Origin of the sequence: Blautia difficilis (assembly GCF_014297245.1) — a bacterium.
GTDB classification, from domain to species: domain Bacteria; phylum Bacillota; class Clostridia; order Lachnospirales; family Lachnospiraceae; genus Blautia_A; species Blautia_A difficilis.
In genome coordinates this window covers 25,815-45,309 of sequence record NZ_JACOQG010000023.1, presented here as the reverse complement: position 1 = coordinate 45,309, position 19,495 = coordinate 25,815, and the positions used below count along the sequence as shown (strand labels likewise).

Genomic DNA, 19,495 nt, shown 5'->3' with positions numbered 1-19,495 from the left:
AGGGGCGCGGGCAAATAGCCCCGCGCCCCTTTTCGGTTTCATTCGTCAGGAAAGGCGGTTGCTCTTTTGAACAACCGCCTTTCGCCATTTCTATCCGATTTGAGCAGAAAGGAAATCAGTCTATGACAAAAGAGTACGGGAGGTGTCGCTGTTGCGGCTTGCCGCCGCACTTCTTCGCCGTGGGCTGCCGCTCCCCGCCGCTCTCCGTTTGGATTCGACCGCAACACCGAACAAAAACATCCAAAGAGCCGGTCGCCTCTTATAAGGAGGTCAGGATCGGCAAGACCCTCTATCGCGTGACAAGCGTGTTTTCCGGCGAAAAGGACCTTGGCAGGACGCTGGAGCAGCTTGCGGTGCGCCGCGCCATGACAGAGCTGGACGCTCCCGCGACCGCGCAGCCCTGTCACGCATCGTAACTGTACTCTTACAGCACCAGCCATACATACAAAAAGGTCTTTTTTATAATTAAACACACACTAATTCATCTGACATTTCTCTATGAGCGTATCATAGATTCTCTTTGTTTCTGAGTCATCTGCGCCATTTACCACCAATATTTTTCCGCCTATATCCATAACTACATATGAGTGGCAGGATGCATTGGTGTAGCGGATATAATCTCCATAAATATCATTTCTGAAATTTCCCATACCATACTTCAGGTTTCCCATACCATTTGTTCTGCGATCATTCCCATTTTGAAATAAATTTTCTTTGTATGAGATACTGTCAATCTGCTCATAATCCACTGTATAATCACTCCATCCCTGTGCCTCAACAGTAAAATCATTATCATGGAAACTGATATCAATACCACCCCAGAACAAAGTCCATATAGTAAATATTACGACAAAAACTGATACGATTACATATATCACGATTGTCTTCTTGTTATACTGGATTTTTAATTTTTCTCCGGCTGCCATTTTTTTCTTATAAAAAAGATAAGAATAAAGAATGCTGACAATTGCAGCAGCCATAATGCTCACAATATACAAAACCAAAGCAGCAATGCTTTCTCCAAAAAGGCCGCAAAGCATACATAAGACACCTGATGCCACCCATAATTTTCCACTGAATCTATGAGTTGCACTCCAGTTTTCTTCATCCTGCAGTGTCCATACAACCCTGATCCCTATAGTGTTATTCTGTTTCACCTTCGGCAAATAATTTCCTATGATCATAAACAGTAATCCTGTTCCAAAGTAAATTACTGCCATAAACAAATTCTCACTATCCGCATCCATACTGATCAGTCTTGCCATACCATTATAGATTAATGTGGTAACAGGTATTATCCATATGACCATCCCTATAACCTTGCTGCTCTGCTGTCTGTTCCTGTTATCATAAAAGATGATTGTCACCAACATACAATCTGTCACTACAAAAAACACGTTTATCCATATGCTCTGCGCCATCGTAAAACCCACCAAAATTCCTGCAAGCATTACCAGTACAGAACAGATCAATGTACCTTTATATTTTTTAATCATTTCCTTCATGATTCGATACCCCCTTTAAGTCTGTGATCCACAACATAACATCTTCCAATACAGAAGTATTTATTTCATAATAAATAAATTTTCCTTCCCTTTTGCTCCTGATCAGCTCAGCATCCTTTAATATTGCCAGATGTCTGGATATGGACGCCCCCGTCACCGAAAAATGTTCACATATCTCTCCTGCTGAAAGCCGTCCGCCCTTTAACAAATTTAGAATCTCACGTCGTATTGGATCCGCCAGTGCTTTCAATGTATCCTGTAATCCCAATAGTTCATCACAGCCTTTCATTTAACATTTAACCTAATTGTTAAATATAATATAGTATAAGAACCTTCATATGTCAAGTGCAGTCTCCTACTGCTTATTACTTTTGCAGCCTTCGCAGAAAACCACTTCCTTGATTCGGCAAAAAAATAAGCAGCCACGCACGGTAAGGTGCATGACTGCTGTAGTTTTCAGACAAATTCAAAAGCCAAAAACAGAATTTTTCTATTCTGTATCACGGTGAATATTTTCTCACTCTTAACGGAATCCCATTCTGAGCAGCCAGGATTTTACTCTGCTCTACTTTTTCCTCGCCGATCACATCTACAACTGTGAAGCGTACATCATCAAGATACTGCTTACAGTCTCTTGCAAATTTCAGCATGGCGTCAAAGGACTTCTCGCCGTATTCAGGACGGACTACTTCATTGTAGGAAGCTGCGTCCGGCATATTCAGGCTGATGGATATACTGTCTACAGCCTGACAGATTTCTTTTGCAGTCGAACGTTTGTGGATCAGATCAGATAAACCGTTGGTATTCAGCCTGATCCGGAATGTGTATCTTTCCCTGATATATTTGCTCACTGCTATAAGATTTTCAAGAGCCATGGTCGGTTCTCCGTATCCGCAAAAAACCACTTCATTACAGTCTGAAAAATCAAACTCATCAATGGCTTTGTAAATCTCTTCCAATGCAGGTTCCTGTTCAAACCAGAGATTGGATGCCTCACCGATGGCATCCTCTGTATTTCGGATGCAGAAAGTGCATCTGCATGGACATTTATTGGTAATGTTAAAATATACCTGGTTTTTATATCTGTATATGATATCTGTTGTCATTTTACATTTTCCTCATTTTAACTTCAGTTATTTTTCGTATTATTTTGCAATGTTAGTCTTAAATCCGATTTTATCAAGCGCAGTACCGATGATCACAAACATAATGGCACTTCCACCTGACTGTACAACACTTCCGCTGACAGAAGTAAAGAAGGATGCTGTAAATCCAAACATAATTCCTTCTGCAATATAGTATCCTGTTGCTGAGATAGCGAATGCAAGGAATAATGCAACTACATTTCTCTTTGTGACCAGCTTTGTTCCTTTAGAAGAAAACGGAAGGCAGATCAGCATTTTGATAATTATAGTTGCAGGCGCCCATACAGGCGCTGTCAGAAGATCTGCCAGGCCACCTCCGATCGCTCCTGCCGCACATGCGTAAGGTAGTGGCAGAAATGCTGCTGCCAGATAGATCATAGTGTCACCCAGATGTACATATCCTCCGTTCACTCCTACCGGAATATGGAAGATATAAGCTGTCATTAAAGTAGTCAACGCTGCCATTACCGCTGTGGCTGTGATCCTTTTCACTGTATCGGCTGCTTTGATGTTTTCTTTTGCTGTTAATTCAGACATAATATGGTCCCTCCTGTTATATATTTTACTTAACTGTCCGGCATTTGGTATCTAGTACATCGAATATTAAGTAACTGCTATATTGACTTGTCTGATTTTTCATCTGCGGCGTTGTCGTCAATCGCCGTAGCCACCGCTACGCCTCATTCCTCCGCCTTGCAGATGAAGAAATCATCCTGCGTCAATATAGCAGAAACTTAATTTTCGATGTACTATGATTTCCTGTCTTATATCTGTGTCAGTATCCCCAGATATTTTTCAAAGCAGACTCCGTCATTTCTGTCAGTTCCTTCTTCCACTGCATCGTGAATAGCTCCGCCCAGAAATTCAACAGCCTTCTCCACACATGCTTTCATGGGAATCCCTCTCACCATTCCCGCACTCAGTACAGATGCCAGAAGATCTCCTGTTCCGGAATAACTGCCGCCCTCTTTTACAGAAAAACACCAGTCTGCTTTTTCTTTCTCCAGAACCAGATTTCCCATTCGTGCTCTGCCGTCACTGCCGGACCCCTCCACTCCTGTGATCACAATTGCTTCCAACCCAAAACGCTGAGTCAGATCTCTTCCAGATTTTTCAATTTCCTTAAGCAGCTGTGTTTCTTCCATATCAGAAAGTGCTTTCATTCTTTCTTTCATCCCCTCTTCTCCATACAGAAGAAGAAGTGCCTCTGTCAGGTTCGGCGTAATCACTGTAGCTTCTCTGACCAGAGTCCGCATTTTTTCACAGAGAGTCTCTGAATAGGTTTTGTATGTTTCCCCTCTGTCTCCCATAACCGGATCAACCAGGATATGTGTTCCCTCTGTACAGAACATATCTACAAATTTCAGGATCAGATCCACCTGTCTGGCGTCTCCCAGAAATCCTGTATAAACACCATCCGGTGTAAATCCCGTTTTTTTCCACTCATCCATGATCAGCTCCATCCGGTCTGTATAATCATCCCAGAAATAAGATCCATATCCTGTCTGATTACTCAGTATTGCGGTGGGCAGCGGACAAGCCTGGACTCCCATGGCGGAAATTACAGGAATCGCTGCTGTAAGAGAGCATTTCCCCAGACCGGACAGATCATGAATTACTGCAATTTTTTTCAATTTTTTATTCCTCTTGCTTTCTTTTATGCTTTGTATTAATATAGCATCACAGTGGATATATGAATATAGCCAGATTTAATGTTTTTTTAAGGGTCAGTTTATTTTTAACCCTATAGCAATTCAAGAATGCCATCAGCATGTTTGAAGGATCGGAGTTTTACATATGGAATTGATTTTAGATAAGAATAAAAAAAAGGAGCACCTGTATCTGGAGGTGTTCCACTATTACAGGGAACTGATCATGGAGAAAAAGCTCCCGCCCGGAAGCAGGATGCCCTCCCTCCGAAAATGTTCACAGGAACTGAAGCTGAGCCGCACTACCATTGAAAATGCCTATCTGCAGCTGGCTGCGGAGGGATATATTATTTCCAAAGCCCAGAGCGGATACTATGTGACAGATATAGCTGACAGACAACACACATCTGTCAGAAAAACAGAGAAACATGCTCAAACACCTTGCCGGTTTGATTTTGCTTCTTCAGGAGTAGATCGGGAGAGTTTCCGTTTTGACCTGTGGAGACGTTATATCAAAAGCGCTCTCCGCCAGGATGAAAGATTACTGTCTTATGGAGAGCCTCAGGGTGAGGCTGACCTGAGAGATACACTTGCCGATTATGTGAGAGAACGTCGAAACGTGCTGTGCAGTAGGGAGGATATTGTGATCGGTGCAGGTATCCAAAGTCTTTTGCACATCCTCTGCCCGCTCCTTGGACAACGTCGGACCGTTTCTTTCCCCAATCCTTCTTTTGTACAAGGAAGCACTGTATTTCATGACTATGGATTTCAGGTAGATTACAGGAATAAGGACTGTGATATTATTTATGTTTCCCCTGCACATATGACAAAATGGGGTGATATTATGCCTGTTTCCAGACGCCTGGAGCTGGTGAATTACTCTGCTGCACATGGCAGTCTGGTCATTGAGGATGATTTTGAAAATGAATTTGTGTATCTGCAGAAGCCTACCCCTTCTCTTTTTGGTCTGGCAGGCGGTCAGAATGTGGTGTATCTGGGAACCTTTTCCAGACTTCTGCTGCCCTCCATCCGTATCAGCTTTATGGTCCTTCCTCCGGAGCTGTCTGTATTGTACAGAAAAAAGGCAGACCAATATAATCAGACAGCATCAAAGGCAGAGCAGATTGCTCTGTGCCAGTTTATCCGGGATGGTCACCTGGCAGCACAGACCCGTAAGCTGAAACGTCTGTATTCTGTGAAGCTGAAAGCACTCCGCAGTGCTGTGCGGGAAGTATTTGGAAAAGATGCACAGATCCAGACCGGAGCCGCAGGTACCAGCCTGGCCCTGACTCTGTCCACAACTCTTACCTGGCAGGAGCTTCAAAAAAAGGCACAGACCAATGGTCTGCGCCTGCAGCTTCTGAGAGAGGCTCCCGGTAAGATTACCCTGATTCTCTCCTGCTCCTCCATGTCTGTGGCAGATTTCGTCCCGGCATGCAAGCTGTTAAAAGATATCAGTCAGATACAGAATTAATTAGTATCCTCTGTTATTATCAATCATATAAAGCAATGCATTACAGATACATGCGGCAACATTGCTTCCGCCCTTTCTTCCTCTGGCTACAATATAAGGTACGTCTGCCTGCATGATCAGTTCCTTGGACTGGACCACATTTACAAAGCCTACCGGCACACCGATGATCAGCTCAGGATCCAGCTTGCCATCCTCAATCAGTTCATAGAGACGTACCAACGCAGTGGGGGCATTTCCGATGGCAAAGATCAGCTTCCTTCCCATGGCAGCAGCCTTATCCATGCTGGCTGTAGCTCTTGTGGTTCCGTTGGCTTTGGCTGTGGCAGCTACGTCCTCGTCAGAGATAAAGCAGAATACTTCTCCGCCGTAGCGGGAAAGGACTCTCTTGTTGATCCCGGACTCTGCCATGTGTGTATCTGTCACAATGCAGGCACCGTCTTTGATAGCAGCAATTGCTTTCTCAACTGCATTCTCAGAGAAACAGAGATTCTCTGCATAATCAAAGTCTGCGCTTGTGTGAATACATCTTTTTACGATCAGCTCTGTTCCGGGAACCAGCTTTTTATCTCCAAGTTCCTCTGTGATGATCTCAAAGCTGCGTTTCTCTATATCCATTGGTTTTACATTTTCCAGTTCTACTTTCATTCCTTATCTCCCAAATTCCATAAATTCCCGTATACAATAGTTACATCTATCACTCATTGGTTTATCTGGATTTTCACCATACAGTTTCGGATCAGATTCCCTGCTCCAGAATTTCATAGATTTTCTTCATATCCAGATGCTTCCTCAGTTCTGCTGCCAGGATATCATACTGGGTTTCTTTAAATGCTGCAAAATCAATTCCTGTCATCTGAGATACATCGATTCCCTTTTTTTCACCCAGAACACGTACAACAGCCTCTGCCACATCTTCCCTGTCAAAAACTCCATGGACATAGGTTCCGCAGACATTTTTACAGTATGCACCGTCTTCCTTACGCTCTCCTGATACCTGATCTTCAATGGATACACTGTGTCCGGCTTCACTTTTTAACACAGTTTCTCCCATATGGATCTCGTAACCCTCCAGTTCTGCGCCGGAAAGTGCCTGCAGCTCTCCCTCCAGTTCCATGAATCTGCCGAAAACTCTGGTTCTGGTTTTCTTTTCTGCAAAAACAGTATCCATAGGAAGCAGTCCCATTCCTTTGATGGTTCCTCCGGCTTCTACATGATGAGGGTCACTTAAGGTCTCACCCAGCATCTGATAACCGCCACAGATTCCAAAGATAATCTTACCCTTTGCAGCTTCCTTCAAAACTGCAGCTTCCAGACCATTAGCCCGCATCCACAGCAGATCTTCCATTGTATTTTTTGTTCCTGGAAGGATGATCATATCCGGATTTTTCAGTTCACTGACATGCTGTACATATCTCAGGGAAACGCCCGGAATACTTTCCAGTGGATTAAAATCTGTGAAATTGGAGATCCTTGGCACCCGAATCACCGCAATATCAATAAGATCCACTTCCTGTTTTCTGTCAAATCTTTCTGTGAGGCTGTCCTCATCCTCCACCTGAATATCCAGATACGGAGCCACTCCCACTACAGGGATATGGCTTCTCTCCTCCAGCATCTGCACTCCCGGATCAAGGATCGTCTTGTCGCCGCGGAATTTGTTGATGATCAGACCCTTTACCATCTCTCTTTCATCCTCTTCCAGAAGCTCCACTGTACCGATCAGCTGTGCAAAAACACCACCTCTGTCAATATCTCCCACCAGAAGCACCGGTGCCTTTGCCATCTTTGCCATTCCCATATTTACGATATCTTCTGTTTTCAGATTAATCTCCGCCGGGCTTCCGGCCCCCTCGATCACAATGATATCATTTTCTGATGCCAGTTTATCATAAGCTTTCATAATATCCGGCACCAGCTTTTTCTTATATTTAAAATAGTCTCTGGCACTCATGGTTCCCAGGACTTCTCCGTTTACGATCACCTGGGAACCTACATCATTGGTAGGCTTCAGAAGAATGGGGTTCATCAGCACAGAAGGCTTAATTCCGGCTGCCTCCGCCTGCATCACCTGAGCTCTGCCCATCTCCAGCCCCTCTTCTGTAATAAAAGAGTTCAGTGCCATATTCTGGGATTTAAAGGGTGCCACCCTGTATCCATCCTGTTTAAAAATCCTGCAAAGCCCTGCTGCCAGAAGGCTTTTTCCTGCATTGGACATTGTCCCCTGCACCATAATCGCTTTTGCCATTCTTTGTTTCCCCTTTTCTCCTGATCAAGCGGATATTCGCAATCCGCTTCGCTACTTGCTCATAAACGAATAACTGCTCCGCAGTTTATCAGAAGGAGCTTGCACTCCTCCTGATACAAGCAAGTCCCCACCCACTGCTTATTGCTTTTCGCAATTGAAGCAGGGGACTTACTTGATTCGGTTAAATACTTATAAAAGCACTTCTTCCAGTACCTCTATTAGCTTTTTATTCTGTTCATGCAGCTTCACTGCCACACGGTAATATCCTTTTTTCAGCCCCGGATAGTTACTGCAGTCCCGGATCAGGATTCCCTTTGCAACGCATCTTTCAAAGAGATCCTCAGGTCCGTAAAAGAATATATAATTTGCTTCAGAAGGATATACCGTCAGCCCAACCTGTCTCATCTTTTCCTTCATCCATGCAGATTCCCGGAAAATGATCTGACGTCCTGCTTCCACATATTCTGCTTCCTTCAGTGCTGCCATTCCTGCCTGCTGTGCCATGGTAGACACATTCCAGGGCTGGGTGACTGCCTCCATCCGGTCAAGTACTTCCCTGTCCGAACAGAATCCATAGCCCAGCCGCACACCGGGAATCGCATATCTTTTAGTAAATGCCTTAAGAATAAAAAGTCCCGGATATTTTTCCAGTTTTTCCTTCAGCGTATGTTTATCCGGATCTTTTACAAAATCCAGGAAGCACTCATCTACTACCATAAATATTCCCTGTATGGAACAGGTTTCCAGGATTTTTTCCAGAAGATCCTGGGGTATGGTGATCCCTGTGGGATTATTGGGATTACACAGGAAAATAATATCCGGCTTTTCTTTTTTCAAAACATCCGGATAATCTTCCTGTATACAGAAATCATTTTCCTCTTTCAGATAATATCTGCTGATCTCACAGCCAACACTGACCAGTGCCTGTTCATACTCCGCAAAGGTAGGGGCAGGAAGAAGGGCCTTCTTTGGATTCAATGCCCTACTGAGGGAAAAAATAAGGTCTGCGGCTCCATTTCCGCAGATCAGATATTCTTTTTTTGTATGTTCATAAGCTGCGATTGCCTCTTTCAGAGGTCCGCATCCTACACGGGGATAATCACTCAGGTCCTCCACACTGTCTATGATCGCCTGCTTTACACTCTGCGGTGTTCCCAGAGGGTTACAGTTTGCAGAGAAATCCAGACAGTGATCATATTTATAAACATCACCGCCATGTATATGTTTTGTCATCAGTTGTCTCCTGTCTTACTATACATGTTTTATAGTCAAGCGGATATTCGCAATCCGCTATTGAACCAACAAGTTGTTATCCTGCAAGATTATTACAAAAATCAACTTATCAGCACACTGTTACCGGAATTATAAAAAGAAATAGATACGCACCGCGCTTCCGATCAGAAAGAATATCACAGCCCCCAGGATCGCTGTTGCATAAAGCAGGCGGTTGGATCGTCTGATATCCTCCACCTCCACAGATCGGATTCCATCTCCGATGGTTGGTTTCTCATAAAGCTTTCCGAAATAGTAAGCATTGCCTGCAAGCTGTATGTCCAGCGCACCTGCCATTGCTGCCTCTGTCTGTGCAGAATTGGGGCTGGCATGATTTCTTCTGTCTCTGCGGTAGATCTTTGCTGCATTTTTCACATCCATTTTTACAAATGCAGAGGCTGCCACCATCAGCCAGCCGGAAAGTCTGGCAGGAATATAATTAGCCACATCATCCAGCTTTGCAGCGCAACGGCCAAAATACAGATATTTATCATTCTTATAACCCAGCATGGAATCCATGGTATTGATTCCTTTGTAAAGGAACATCAGCCACACTCCGCCGATTGCCATATAAAGCATCGGTGCTATAACACCGTCTGAAGCATTCTCTGCCACAGTCTCTACTGCCGCCTTTGTAACACCTTCCTCTGTCAGTGACTGGGTATCACGGCCTACGATCATAGATACTGCATAACGGGCCTCATCCAGAGTTCCGTTTTTCAGTCTGTCATAGACTTTCATGCTCTCTGTTTTCAGAGATTTCGTTGCCAGAAGCTGATAGCACCAGAAGGTCTCCAGTGCGAATCCCGCCCATACTGAAATCCCGTAAAGAATATGCAGGATTAGAAAAGGGATTCCTCCGCTTAACAGACAGACAAGGATCACTTCCACTGTACCTGCAGCCAGTTCCCCCTTATCTGTTTTCGGAAAAATCTTCCGAAGTATTTTTTCCAGAAATGCGATCAGGTTTCCGATCAGACATACCGGATGATACAGCCATCTGGGATCTCCTATCATAAGATCAAGTATGAAGCCTGCAGCAAGGGCAGGCATACTGTAATATAACATATTTTTAAAACTCCTTGTTATGATATTCCAGACATTTCATGAGAAAAGCCCTGGGAATCTGGGGATTTCCATAATAATAGATATGAGGATATCCTGCCAGCAGGTTACTGCTGCTGTGCATACAGTCCCAGCCTCTTTTACTCATAGGCTTCGCTGCATGGAAATCACTTCCGCAGTTCTCAGAATCAAAATAGTGGAATTCATGAGCCGGAATCTCACCGATCTCCTCTGCACTTCTGCCAAAAACAGATTTCCCGGCGGTTAATGTGATATATCCAAATCTGGTCAGTCTGGGAGTGCGGAAACATTTTCCGGGGATCACTCCGCAGGTTTTGTGGAACACTCCATCCATATCCTCCATCTGCTCATGAAGATACATAAAGCCTCCGCATTCTGCCATACATGGCATACCCTGTTTAACTGCCTGTGCAATCTCCTCTTTCATGGAGGCATTGCGTTCCAGTGCCTCTCCATTTAATTCCGGATAACCGCCATAGAGAAGAATCCCATCCAGATCTGCAGGAAGATGTTCATCATGAACTGGCGAGAAATCAACCAGCTCTGCTCCCATTTCCTGAAGGAGACGAAAATTGTCCTCATAAAAGAAACAAAAGGCTTCATCCTTTGCCACTCCGATACGCAGTTTCTGTGGCAGACAATATCCATATGTCCTGTCTTTCTGTATCAGAGATTCCGGCACTTGCAGCTCCTCTGCATTTTGGGCAAGTGCAAGAATCCTGTCAATCTCCAGTGTATCTTCCAATATTCCGGCCAGCTTCTGCAGGCGTTCCCTCAGATCAGAAATCTCCTCAGGAAGCACAAGGCCCAGATGACGGCTCTCGATCACACAGTCCTCCACCTTTGGCACATATCCAAGAACCTCCACCCCTAGCTGTTCTTCCACCAGCTTCTTCATTCTGGGATAAAGCATGGGAGACATCTGGTTAAAGATCACGCCTTTGATATGGCTGTTCTCTTTGTACTCCATAAAACCTTTGATGTAAGCTGCCAGGGAAATACTCATTCCTCTGCTGTTTACCACAAGTATGACCGGAGTATCTGTGGTATCTGCCAGGTCATAGGCGCTTGCTTTCGTGGATATTCCACCCACGCCGTCATAATAGCCCATAACACCTTCCATTACTGCAATATCACAGTCTGCTGCATTTTTTCCAAGCAGGTATCGGGTTGTCTCGGCATCTGTAAAAAAGGTATCCAGATTTCGGGATTTCGTCCCGATGACTCTGGAATGAAACATGGAATCTATATAATCCGGTCCGCATTTAAAAGATGCCACTTTCATTTTTCGATTGACCAGTGCCTGCAGAAGTCCGCAGGTAATCAGAGTTTTGCCACTGCCGCTGGCTCCTGCCGCAAGAAGTATTCTTGGAATATCCATCCCTGTTCTCCTCTGTTTCTGTCTTATATTTTTGCAACAATTTCAGGACATTTCTATCTATTAACTGTTAATCTGTATTCCCTGATATCTGCATAATTTGTTATTTTCCCGGATTCTGAAGTGTGATAATATAAATGGGATTCTCGCCCATCATCATATGATAACGTCCGATTGCCTTTGAACGTGCCGCACTTAGCTGCACGATCTCATTTTCTTCAAATCCAAACTCTTTCGCTGTTTCCAATGCTTCGGACACAGTTTCAAGAGTGATACAGTTGATTACGATCCGGACCTGAGGGTTCTTTTCAAGTAACAGCTTCACGATCTCTTTCAGATTTCCTGACGAGCCTCCGATAAAAGCATGGGTTGGTGCCGGAAGATCTTTCAGCGCCTCCGGTGCAAGTCCTTCCACAATCTCCAGATTGTCAGCTGCAAATTTCACCTTATTCCGGTGGATCAGTTCCACTGCGTCTTCCTTTTTCTCGATTGCCCATACCTGTCCCTGATGAGCACGAAGTGCCATCTCTATTGACAGTGAACCTGTTCCTGCGCCCACATCATAGCAGACAGAATCAGCGGTCAGACGCAGTTTGGAAAGGGATACCGTGCGCACCTCTTCCTTTGTCATGGGTGCTTTGCCTCTGATAAATTCCTCATCTCTGATTCCATGTGTCTCCAGCCGTGTTCCTGCATTTTCATTTACTGCACAGATGACAGATAAGGGATCCCCCTTATATTCTGTCAGTTCGCTGGCTGGTTTTACAAAAATCTTCTCATTTTCATAGGACAGATTCTCTCCCACATACAGGAGCACATCACCCATCCCGTATTTTACCAGTTTCTCTGCCAGAACTGCTACACCGTCTGAAGTCCCAAGTATGGAAAAAACTTTCTCTGCATAACAGATATGTGAGATAAGATTACATCCTCTTCCATGTGCACTGACAATTTTGGCATCATCCCAGGATAATCCTATTTGGGACATAAAATATACAACTGAGGAAATCCCGCACTGAATCTCTATCTCTGTATTATTTTGTGCTGAACTATCCCGTTCTTCCTCACTCTTCTCTAATCCGTTCTTTCTCTGTACTCTCAGATCCGCACTGTCCTGACACAGTACTTCCAGAAGTTTTCTGGCTCCGCTGTAGAAGCCCACATCTCCTGAAAGAACGATTACAATATTGTCATACTCCGGATGTGCATCAATGTAATCCCTGATCTCCTGGCTTCTGTATTCCACGAACACATCCTGTCCCGGACGTTTCACAGAATCCACCATCCTCCTGGCACCGATCAGAAGATCCGCCTGATCCAGGCTGTTCTTACCCTGGACAGTGAGAAGTTTTTGACTTCCCATTCCAATTCCCAGCAATGTAATATGCGGTCTGTGGGCTAAGCTGAAATGTTCTGTAAGAAATCTCTTACATTCTCTCACAGACATTCCTTCCTCCTTCAGAGGACGCCCGATGATCACAGGAACTGCATCACATTCCAGGGCAGCATCGATCTTATCCTGAAATCCACCTGCTTTTCCTGTATCCTTTGTGACCAGATATCTGCAGTCATACTGTCTGAGCATTGCAGCATTCAGTTCTCTGGAAAAAGGTCCCTGCATTCCTATCAGATGTTTACCCTCAAATCCCAGCTCTGCACAGGCTTTCATCACATTGGGCAGAGAAAGGACTCTTGCATAAAGACGGTTCTGATAATCCTTCATGCCTGTAAAGCCGGCCAGCTCCTTGCTTCCTGTTGTCAGCAATACATTTCCCTGGGTCTGATCCAGATAATCTGCAGCAGCCTGAACACTGTCCACATATACTGCCCTGTCCTCATGTTCTCCTGCTTCTCTCAGCACCCTGTAATATGCTGTCTGCGTATTCTCACAGGCTGTCCTGATATTTACAGTCACCTCAGCAGCATAAGGATGAGTGGCATCCAGCACCATTTCCGGTTTCTCCTGTAAAAAGGTCTCCTCCATGGCCGCTGCATCCAGTCTTCCGGTCTGCACAGTGAGGAATTCACTTTCTGTAAGAGATTTGCTGCCATATTCTGTGGCAACAAATCCCTTTGTCTCTATCTTATGATCTGCCAGAAACCGGCAGATCTCGTATCCTTCTGTTGTTCCCGCAAAAACAAGAACTTTATACATTCCTATATCCCCTCGGTGTTACCATCTTATTGTTGATTTCCTTTGTCTGAGAATTACCGATAAATACTGTGGTAAACATATCCACCTGTGTATCTCTCAGTTCTTTTAATGTCATTACATGAGCTTCCTGGCCGTCTCTTGCGATATTGGAAACTGTTCCGCAGATGGTATCCGGTGATTTGTATTTCATCATCAGATCACAGGCTTTCTGCAGGTAATCATGACGTTTTTTACTTGACGGATTGTAAAGGCATACAACAAAATCTGCCTGAGCTGCTGCCAGAAGTCTTGCCTCTATCTTTTCCCATGGTGTAAGAAGGTCACTTAAGCTGATCAGACAGAAGTCATGGATCAGAGGTGCACCCAGAACAGCAGCTCCGCCTGTTGCAGCTGTCACACCCGGAATGATCTCCAGTTCTGTTTCCGGATAATTGACACCAACCTCATACATCAGACCTGCCATACCGTAAACTCCTGCATCACCGCTGCAGATCATGGAAACAGTCTTACCTTTCTTTGCCTCTTCAAAAGCAAGTACACAACGGTCCACTTCCTTTTTCATTGGTGTAGTCATAAATTCTTTTCCCGGAAAATATTCCTTCACCAGGTCTACATATACGGTATATCCGATGATTGCATCACTTTCATTCATGGCGCGGATCGCTTTTCCTGTCATCTGGTCATAAGCTCCCGGTCCGATTCCGATTACATATATTTTACTCAAAATGTATCCTCCATTCCCTGGCAGCCACTGCTGTGGTCACACCATTTTCTCCTGTTTTTCTCTGCAGCAGCCTGCCATTTCCACTGGCAAGGACTGCACTTCTCTCACAGACATTGTCCACACCTGTGATCTTTTTTACAAAAGGTGAGGGAGTAAATTCTCCAGGCACCTGTTTTAATTCTTCTTCTGTATAAGTCACAAAAGGAATCTGCCAGTCCTGTGACAATGACAGGATTCCCTTTTCTTCTTTCTTCAGATCGATGCTTGCGATTTGCTCAAATGCTTCTTTATGAAATCCGGATCTGTCCAGCACCTTCTGCGCTGCCTCTGCGATTCCACGGGCATCCTTGTCTTTCCTGCAGCCCATACCCAGAGTCAGACATTTCGGAACTACCTGTGTGGTAGAAATAAAAGGATTACAGGAAGTATGTACAGTAACTGCAACTCCGCAGTCTATATTCGTACAGTCTGTCCCTGTTCCATCAAAATCAGAGCTTTTCTGTGTTTCCTCTTCTGATCTGTCATCCGTACTGTTGACAGGATTCCCATATTCGTCACACCGGATCAGCCCCTCTGGCAGTTCGCCGTCCGTCGGAAACTCACTGTAAAATCCAACTTTCTTTCCTGCCAGAAGTGCAGCAGAGACTTCCTTTGCTGCTTTCATGTTAAAAATATTGCAATTGTTTTTCTTTGCAAAAACATCTACTGCAAAACGACGATGCAGGTCTGTGGCTGTTGTGACCACTGGTATAGCATCCAGAATTTCTGCTGTTTTTAGCGCCAGTTCGTTGGCACCGCCCAGATGTCCTGACAGAAGGGAAATGACAAACTTTCCACACTCATCTACGACCAGCACCGCAGGGTCTGACTTCTTTGACGCTACATAAGGCGCAATGCTGCGGACGGCAATTCCGGTGGCACCGATAAAGATCAGTGCATCTGAAACAAGAAATTTCTCTCCTGCCCATGCAGAGGTGCTGATCTGAATAGAATCCGGAAGATATTTACTTTTTTTATCCAGTTCTGCTGTCAGCCCGGCCGCCTGCAGCCCCCTGCATAATCTCTCCCCGGTCTGCTGTCCGGTAAGGCTGAAGCATATAAGTGCAACCTTCACTGTTATATTCCTTCTCTTTCTCCTGTTTACAGTAATCTCATAAACGATAGCAATTCCTTAAGGTTACCAGATTCTATGAGTGATGTGTTTTTGATTTCACAGCCTCACGAAATTCTGTAGTAAACTCCGGATCATACAGCTTGGAGCGGTCATAGTGTGCTGCTGCAACTGTATCTCCGATGATCATCAGAGCAGTTTTTGTAATATTATTTTCTGCAGCCGTTTTTGCCAGTGTTCCCACTGTGCAGACGAAGGTCTTCTGTTCCGGCCAGGTTGCCTTATATACAATGGCTGCAGGTGTTTCTGCTGTGTAACCGCCTTCAATAAGACGTCTGCTCAGTTCTTCCAGCATTCCTGTACTTAAGAATACAACCATAGTTGCCTGATGAGCCGCAAATGACTGAATGCTTTCCTTGGACGGAACCGGAGTTCTGCCTTCCATTCGTGTAATGATCACACTCTGAGAAATATCCGGCAGAGTATATTCCAGATTCAGGGCACTTGCAGCACCGCAGAATGCACTGACACCCGGACAGTAATCATAAGTGATATTTTTCTTATCCAGAATATCCATCTGTTCACGGATTGCACCGTAAATACATGGATCTCCGGTATGAAGGCGGACAGTTGTCTTTCCCTCTGCTTCCGCCTTCTCGATCACATGGATCACTTCCTCCAGTGTCATTTTTGCACTGTTGTAGATGATGCAGATGTCCTTTGTATATTCCAGAAGCTTTGGATTTACCAGAGATCCTGCATAAATCACCACATCTGCTTCCTCCAGATACTGTTTTCCTCTTACTGTGATAAGATCCGGTGCTCCCGGACCTGCTCCTACGAAATGTACCATAATCTATCATTCTCCTTTATAAATTTATTGTAACTGTGCCTCATCATTCTGTGCATTAATCAGCTTTATCAGCTTCTCTGCATCTGCAGTTTGTCCCAGATATCCATAAGTATTATTAAAGATCACTGCCCCCAGAAGGATCTGTTCATAGGATCTGTGATTTAAATAAAACTGGATCCTGTCCAGGATCTCTTTCATGGTCTTCTGAAGTATCTGATATTTTTCCAGAATGTCTATTGCTTCATCTGTAGTAGATGCATTCAGGATTTCCTTTGCACACTCCAACGATGCTCCTGCCCGGATCGCATTGGATGCCAGCACTTCCATCCTGGCATCTGCACTGTGGGAATGGGTATTCATGATTCCTGCTGCAACTTTTACAAACTTTCCGATATGAGCAATGAAAAGGATTCCCTTAACTCCCATATCAATTGCCATGTCAATGGTCTCACCTACATAATTGCTGCATTTAATATTTTTTTCATAAGGGAGATCCATATGCTCCCGCAGATAATCTGCCCCGTAATTTCCCGGTGTTACCAGAAGATATTCTTCTCCCTGGGAAAAATGCTGCTTCATCTCTACATTGATACTCTGTACAAGAGCAGCTTCGCTCATAGGTTCTACAATCCCGGAAGTTCCCAGAATGGAGATTCCTCCCACAATTCCCAGACGTGGATTAAAAGTTTTCTTTGCAATTTCCACACCTTCAGGAACGGAAATGATGATTTTAAGACCACCCTCATAATCATATTTCTCAGCGATTTCTGTGGCTTCACGCAAAATCATGGCCTTTGGCACAGGATTAATAGCTGCTTCCCCGATTTTCTGGGAAAGTCCGGCTTTTGTTACCCTTCCCACGCCAACGCCTCCGTCAAGGATGATTCCCGGTTCTTTTGTTTTCTGCACTGTGGCATAGACCAGAATTCCATTGGTAGTATCCGGATCATCTCCTGCATCCTTCTGAATTGCACAGGTCACTCTATCCTCTTCAATTCGGATATCTTTCAGTTCCAGTGTAAGCAGGATTCCCTTAGGAGTCATCAAGGTGACAGCCTTCTGCATGACACCACCCAGCAGGATCTCTGCAGCACCCTTACATGCAGCTGCTGCGCAGGAGCCTGTTGTATAGCCAAACCTCATTTTTTTATTGCCACGTATCACGTAGTAATCTTCCAGTCCGTTTTTCATGACGCCTCCCTTGCTGCATTGTTGTCACATTCTGTCTGCAGATTACTCCACAGCATTGCTATAATGTCATTTACCTGACATTCAAATAAAAAGGAGGGATTTCTGTGTGCAACAAAATCCCTCCTGAAAGTTCTTTTCCCGAAATATCCTCTGGTTGCCGCAGATCATATTTCCTCTCTACAATGAAAAGCAGACAGTATCTGGCTGTTACAGTAACGGACTTGCGCAGGAATTTCACCTGACTTCCTGTAATGCTTTTCCAGAATTATTTCCGAGAATCATTATATAATTTTGAGCAGTAAAAGTCAACGCATTTCATGGTTATACCGCCTTGTTATACTACCTTATGCTTCAGCCATTTCCTGCCGTGGAAGCGAAGAGAAAATACGATTCCCCGCACTGTCCAGTCAGTAAACATTCCAATCCATACAGCCATTGGGCCGAAGCCTCTGAAACGGATCAGATATACACAAAGACAAAAACGGAATGTCCACATAGTGATACAGGATGTGATCATAGAAAATTTTACATCTCCGGCTGCTCTGAGGCCATAGGCAGGGATAAATGCCAGAGTCCATACAATAGGTTTGACAACCGTTATCCAGGATATCATATGGAAACACATTCTTGCACTTTCCGGTTCCATACCACCCAGCTTTGTGACCGGAATGGTTAAGGCAAACACCAAAAGACAGCTTGCAACAACAATGATTTCTGCAAGAACACTTAATTTCTTAATATAGTAAACTGCCTCATCCTTTCTGCCCGCTCCCAGACACTGTCCTACTACCGTCATCAGACCGATTCCTACACCGATAGCTGCAATACCGTTAAGGTTCTCAAGGATATTCGTCATTGCCTGAGCTGCAATGGCTACCGTCCCCAGTGTAGATACGGAAGACTGTATTGCCAGCTTTCCAAGCTGAAACATGCTGTTTTCTATGCCGGACGGGATTCCCAGAGCCAGAACTCTTCTGATCATTTTTCCATCGGGACGGATCTGTCTGTAATTTCTGACTACAATAGGCTGTCTGTCCATACGAAGCTGCCAGAGTACCACTACAGCACAGAAGACTCTGGATGCAAGAGTTGCGATGGCAGCTCCTGCCACTCCCATATTGAATCCCCAGATCAGCGCCGCATTTCCGCCGATATTAATCACATTTGAAATAACCGATACTGTCATTGGCCCTCTGGTATTTCCCTGGGACCGGAATATGGATGCTCCCGCATCATAAAGTGCTATAAATGGGAAGGATAATGCCGTATAGAAGAAATACACCTGAGAGGCAGTCATAACATCTGATTCTACTTTTCCGAATATCAGTTTTAACAGCGGCACACGAAACAGCAGGCACAGAGCAGTCACTGCTACGGATATGGCAGTAATGATAAATAATACCTGTCTTGCTGATTTATTTGCCATTTCATGATTTTTCTGACCTATGTACTGTGAACAGAGGATTGCACCGCCTGCTGCCAGCGCTGAGAACGCCTGGATCACCAATACATTGATGGAATCCACCAGAGATACCGCGGATATTGCAGCAGAGCCTACATTGCTGACCATCATGGTATCCACAGTTCCCATCAGGGAATTCAGTACCTGTTCAAAAATAACCGGTATCAACAGGGTTCGGAGCATTTTGTTTGTAAAAATATGTTGCTGTTCTTCCATTTTCGTCAATTCCTCTTTTTTACTTTACC

18 protein-coding genes are annotated in these 19,495 nt (G+C 44.6%); 2 read left to right on the top strand and 16 right to left on the bottom strand.

The features are described 5' to 3' along the window. Positions 1-122 precede the first annotated feature (122 nt). A complete protein-coding gene (locus H8Z82_RS12850) occupies positions 123-416 on the top strand; it encodes a hypothetical protein (RefSeq protein ID WP_207724676.1) in 294 nt (97 codons plus the stop codon). Between the two features lie 60 nt (positions 417-476). Here the strand turns inward: H8Z82_RS12850 and H8Z82_RS12845 are convergent, their stop codons facing one another. From H8Z82_RS12845 to H8Z82_RS12825, 5 genes are all read right to left on the bottom strand, one after another. Continuing rightward, entirely contained in the window at positions 477-1,505 is a 1,029-nt protein-coding gene (locus H8Z82_RS12845; protein ID WP_186995334.1) for an SdpI family protein, read from the bottom strand. Then, positions 1,489-1,794 carry an autorepressor SdpR family transcription factor gene (locus tag H8Z82_RS12840; RefSeq protein ID WP_207724674.1) on the bottom strand — a complete coding sequence of 102 codons (306 nt, stop codon included), beginning with the start codon at positions 1,792-1,794 and terminating at the stop codon, positions 1,489-1,491. Before H8Z82_RS12840 ends, H8Z82_RS12845 begins: the two co-directional genes overlap by 17 nt. Before the next feature lie 211 nt (positions 1,795-2,005). Beyond that, on the bottom strand, positions 2,006-2,611 hold the full coding sequence (locus H8Z82_RS12835; protein ID WP_186995333.1) for a TIGR04100 family radical SAM protein: 606 nt from the start codon (positions 2,609-2,611) through the stop codon (positions 2,006-2,008). A 39-nt stretch (positions 2,612-2,650) separates the two neighbouring features. Next, on the bottom strand, positions 2,651-3,187 hold the full coding sequence (locus tag H8Z82_RS12830) for a TIGR04002 family protein (RefSeq protein ID WP_186995332.1): 537 nt from the start codon (positions 3,185-3,187) through the stop codon (positions 2,651-2,653). A gap of 227 nt (positions 3,188-3,414) precedes the next feature. Continuing rightward, on the bottom strand, positions 3,415-4,284 hold the full coding sequence (locus H8Z82_RS12825; RefSeq protein ID WP_186995331.1) for a pyridoxamine kinase: 870 nt from the start codon (positions 4,282-4,284) through the stop codon (positions 3,415-3,417). A 163-nt stretch (positions 4,285-4,447) separates the two neighbouring features. Here H8Z82_RS12825 and pdxR point away from each other — a divergent pair, with 163 nt between their 5' ends. After that, entirely contained in the window at positions 4,448-5,773 is a 1,326-nt protein-coding gene (gene pdxR / locus H8Z82_RS12820) for a MocR-like pyridoxine biosynthesis transcription factor PdxR (protein ID WP_186995330.1), read from the top strand. Here pdxR and H8Z82_RS12815 read toward each other — a convergent pair whose 3' ends face one another. The 11 genes from H8Z82_RS12815 to H8Z82_RS12765 all read right to left on the bottom strand — a co-directional run bounded on the left by H8Z82_RS12815 (position 5,774) and on the right by H8Z82_RS12765 (position 19,466). Continuing rightward, positions 5,774-6,418, bottom strand: coding sequence for a precorrin-8X methylmutase (locus tag H8Z82_RS12815; protein WP_186995329.1), 645 nt, complete (start codon positions 6,416-6,418; stop codon positions 5,774-5,776). Positions 6,419-6,509: 91 nt separating this feature from the next. Continuing rightward, the gene (locus H8Z82_RS12810) at positions 6,510-8,018 is read right to left on the bottom strand and encodes a cobyric acid synthase (RefSeq protein ID WP_118587899.1); all 1,509 of its coding nucleotides are present in this window, start codon (positions 8,016-8,018) and stop codon (positions 6,510-6,512) included. A 189-nt stretch (positions 8,019-8,207) separates the two neighbouring features. Beyond that, positions 8,208-9,251 carry a pyridoxal phosphate-dependent aminotransferase gene (locus H8Z82_RS12805; protein ID WP_186995328.1) on the bottom strand — a complete coding sequence of 348 codons (1,044 nt, stop codon included), beginning with the start codon at positions 9,249-9,251 and terminating at the stop codon, positions 8,208-8,210. A 129-nt stretch (positions 9,252-9,380) separates the two neighbouring features. After that, positions 9,381-10,358, bottom strand: coding sequence for an adenosylcobinamide-phosphate synthase CbiB (cbiB, locus tag H8Z82_RS12800; protein ID WP_186995327.1), 978 nt, complete (start codon positions 10,356-10,358; stop codon positions 9,381-9,383). A 4-nt stretch (positions 10,359-10,362) separates the two neighbouring features. Beyond that, entirely contained in the window at positions 10,363-11,757 is a 1,395-nt protein-coding gene (locus H8Z82_RS12795; protein WP_186995326.1) for a cobyrinate a,c-diamide synthase, read from the bottom strand. A gap of 100 nt (positions 11,758-11,857) precedes the next feature. Further along, positions 11,858-13,909, bottom strand: a complete 2,052-nt coding sequence (gene cobK, locus H8Z82_RS12790; protein ID WP_186995325.1) for a precorrin-6A reductase — start codon at positions 13,907-13,909, stop codon at positions 11,858-11,860. Further along, entirely contained in the window at positions 13,902-14,633 is a 732-nt protein-coding gene (cobJ, locus tag H8Z82_RS12785; protein ID WP_026648590.1) for a precorrin-3B C(17)-methyltransferase, read from the bottom strand. Before cobJ ends, cobK begins: the two co-directional genes overlap by 8 nt. Next, complete coding sequence (locus tag H8Z82_RS12780) at positions 14,626-15,747, bottom strand: cobalt-precorrin 5A hydrolase (protein WP_186995324.1); 1,122 nt, start codon at positions 15,745-15,747, stop codon at positions 14,626-14,628. Before H8Z82_RS12780 ends, cobJ begins: the two co-directional genes overlap by 8 nt. A 73-nt stretch (positions 15,748-15,820) precedes the next feature. Beyond that, the gene (gene cobM, locus H8Z82_RS12775) at positions 15,821-16,597 is read right to left on the bottom strand and encodes a precorrin-4 C(11)-methyltransferase (protein ID WP_186995323.1); all 777 of its coding nucleotides are present in this window, start codon (positions 16,595-16,597) and stop codon (positions 15,821-15,823) included. Between the two features lie 24 nt (positions 16,598-16,621). Further along, positions 16,622-17,788, bottom strand: coding sequence for a cobalt-precorrin-5B (C(1))-methyltransferase CbiD (gene cbiD, locus H8Z82_RS12770; protein WP_186995322.1), 1,167 nt, complete (start codon positions 17,786-17,788; stop codon positions 16,622-16,624). A gap of 334 nt (positions 17,789-18,122) precedes the next feature. Continuing rightward, complete coding sequence (locus H8Z82_RS12765) at positions 18,123-19,466, bottom strand: MATE family efflux transporter (protein WP_186995321.1); 1,344 nt, start codon at positions 19,464-19,466, stop codon at positions 18,123-18,125. Between the last annotated feature and the right edge of the window lie 29 nt (positions 19,467-19,495).

What these genes read in the sequence shown, in the direction of transcription:
- H8Z82_RS12850 (WP_207724676.1), top strand. Translation starts at nt 123, where the DNA reads ATGACAAAAGAGTACGGGAGGTGTCGCTGTTGCGGCTTGCCGCCGCAC.
- H8Z82_RS12845 (WP_186995334.1), bottom strand. Translation starts at nt 1,505, where the DNA reads ATGAAGGAAATGATTAAAAAATATAAAGGTACATTGATCTGTTCTGTA.
- H8Z82_RS12840 (WP_207724674.1), bottom strand. Translation starts at nt 1,794, where the DNA reads ATGAAAGGCTGTGATGAACTATTGGGATTACAGGATACATTGAAAGCA.
- H8Z82_RS12835 (WP_186995333.1), bottom strand. Translation starts at nt 2,611, where the DNA reads ATGACAACAGATATCATATACAGATATAAAAACCAGGTATATTTTAAC.
- H8Z82_RS12830 (WP_186995332.1), bottom strand. Translation starts at nt 3,187, where the DNA reads ATGTCTGAATTAACAGCAAAAGAAAACATCAAAGCAGCCGATACAGTG.
- pdxR (WP_186995330.1), top strand. Translation starts at nt 4,448, where the DNA reads ATGGAATTGATTTTAGATAAGAATAAAAAAAAGGAGCACCTGTATCTG.
- H8Z82_RS12815 (WP_186995329.1), bottom strand. Translation starts at nt 6,418, where the DNA reads ATGAAAGTAGAACTGGAAAATGTAAAACCAATGGATATAGAGAAACGC.
- H8Z82_RS12810 (WP_118587899.1), bottom strand. Translation starts at nt 8,018, where the DNA reads ATGGCAAAAGCGATTATGGTGCAGGGGACAATGTCCAATGCAGGAAAA.
- H8Z82_RS12805 (WP_186995328.1), bottom strand. Translation starts at nt 9,251, where the DNA reads ATGACAAAACATATACATGGCGGTGATGTTTATAAATATGATCACTGT.
- cbiB (WP_186995327.1), bottom strand. Translation starts at nt 10,358, where the DNA reads ATGTTATATTACAGTATGCCTGCCCTTGCTGCAGGCTTCATACTTGAT.
- H8Z82_RS12795 (WP_186995326.1), bottom strand. Translation starts at nt 11,757, where the DNA reads ATGGATATTCCAAGAATACTTCTTGCGGCAGGAGCCAGCGGCAGTGGC.
- cobK (WP_186995325.1), bottom strand. Translation starts at nt 13,909, where the DNA reads ATGTATAAAGTTCTTGTTTTTGCGGGAACAACAGAAGGATACGAGATC.
- cobM (WP_186995323.1), bottom strand. Translation starts at nt 16,597, where the DNA reads ATGGTACATTTCGTAGGAGCAGGTCCGGGAGCACCGGATCTTATCACA.
- cbiD (WP_186995322.1), bottom strand. Translation starts at nt 17,788, where the DNA reads ATGAAAAACGGACTGGAAGATTACTACGTGATACGTGGCAATAAAAAA.
- H8Z82_RS12765 (WP_186995321.1), bottom strand. Translation starts at nt 19,466, where the DNA reads ATGGAAGAACAGCAACATATTTTTACAAACAAAATGCTCCGAACCCTG.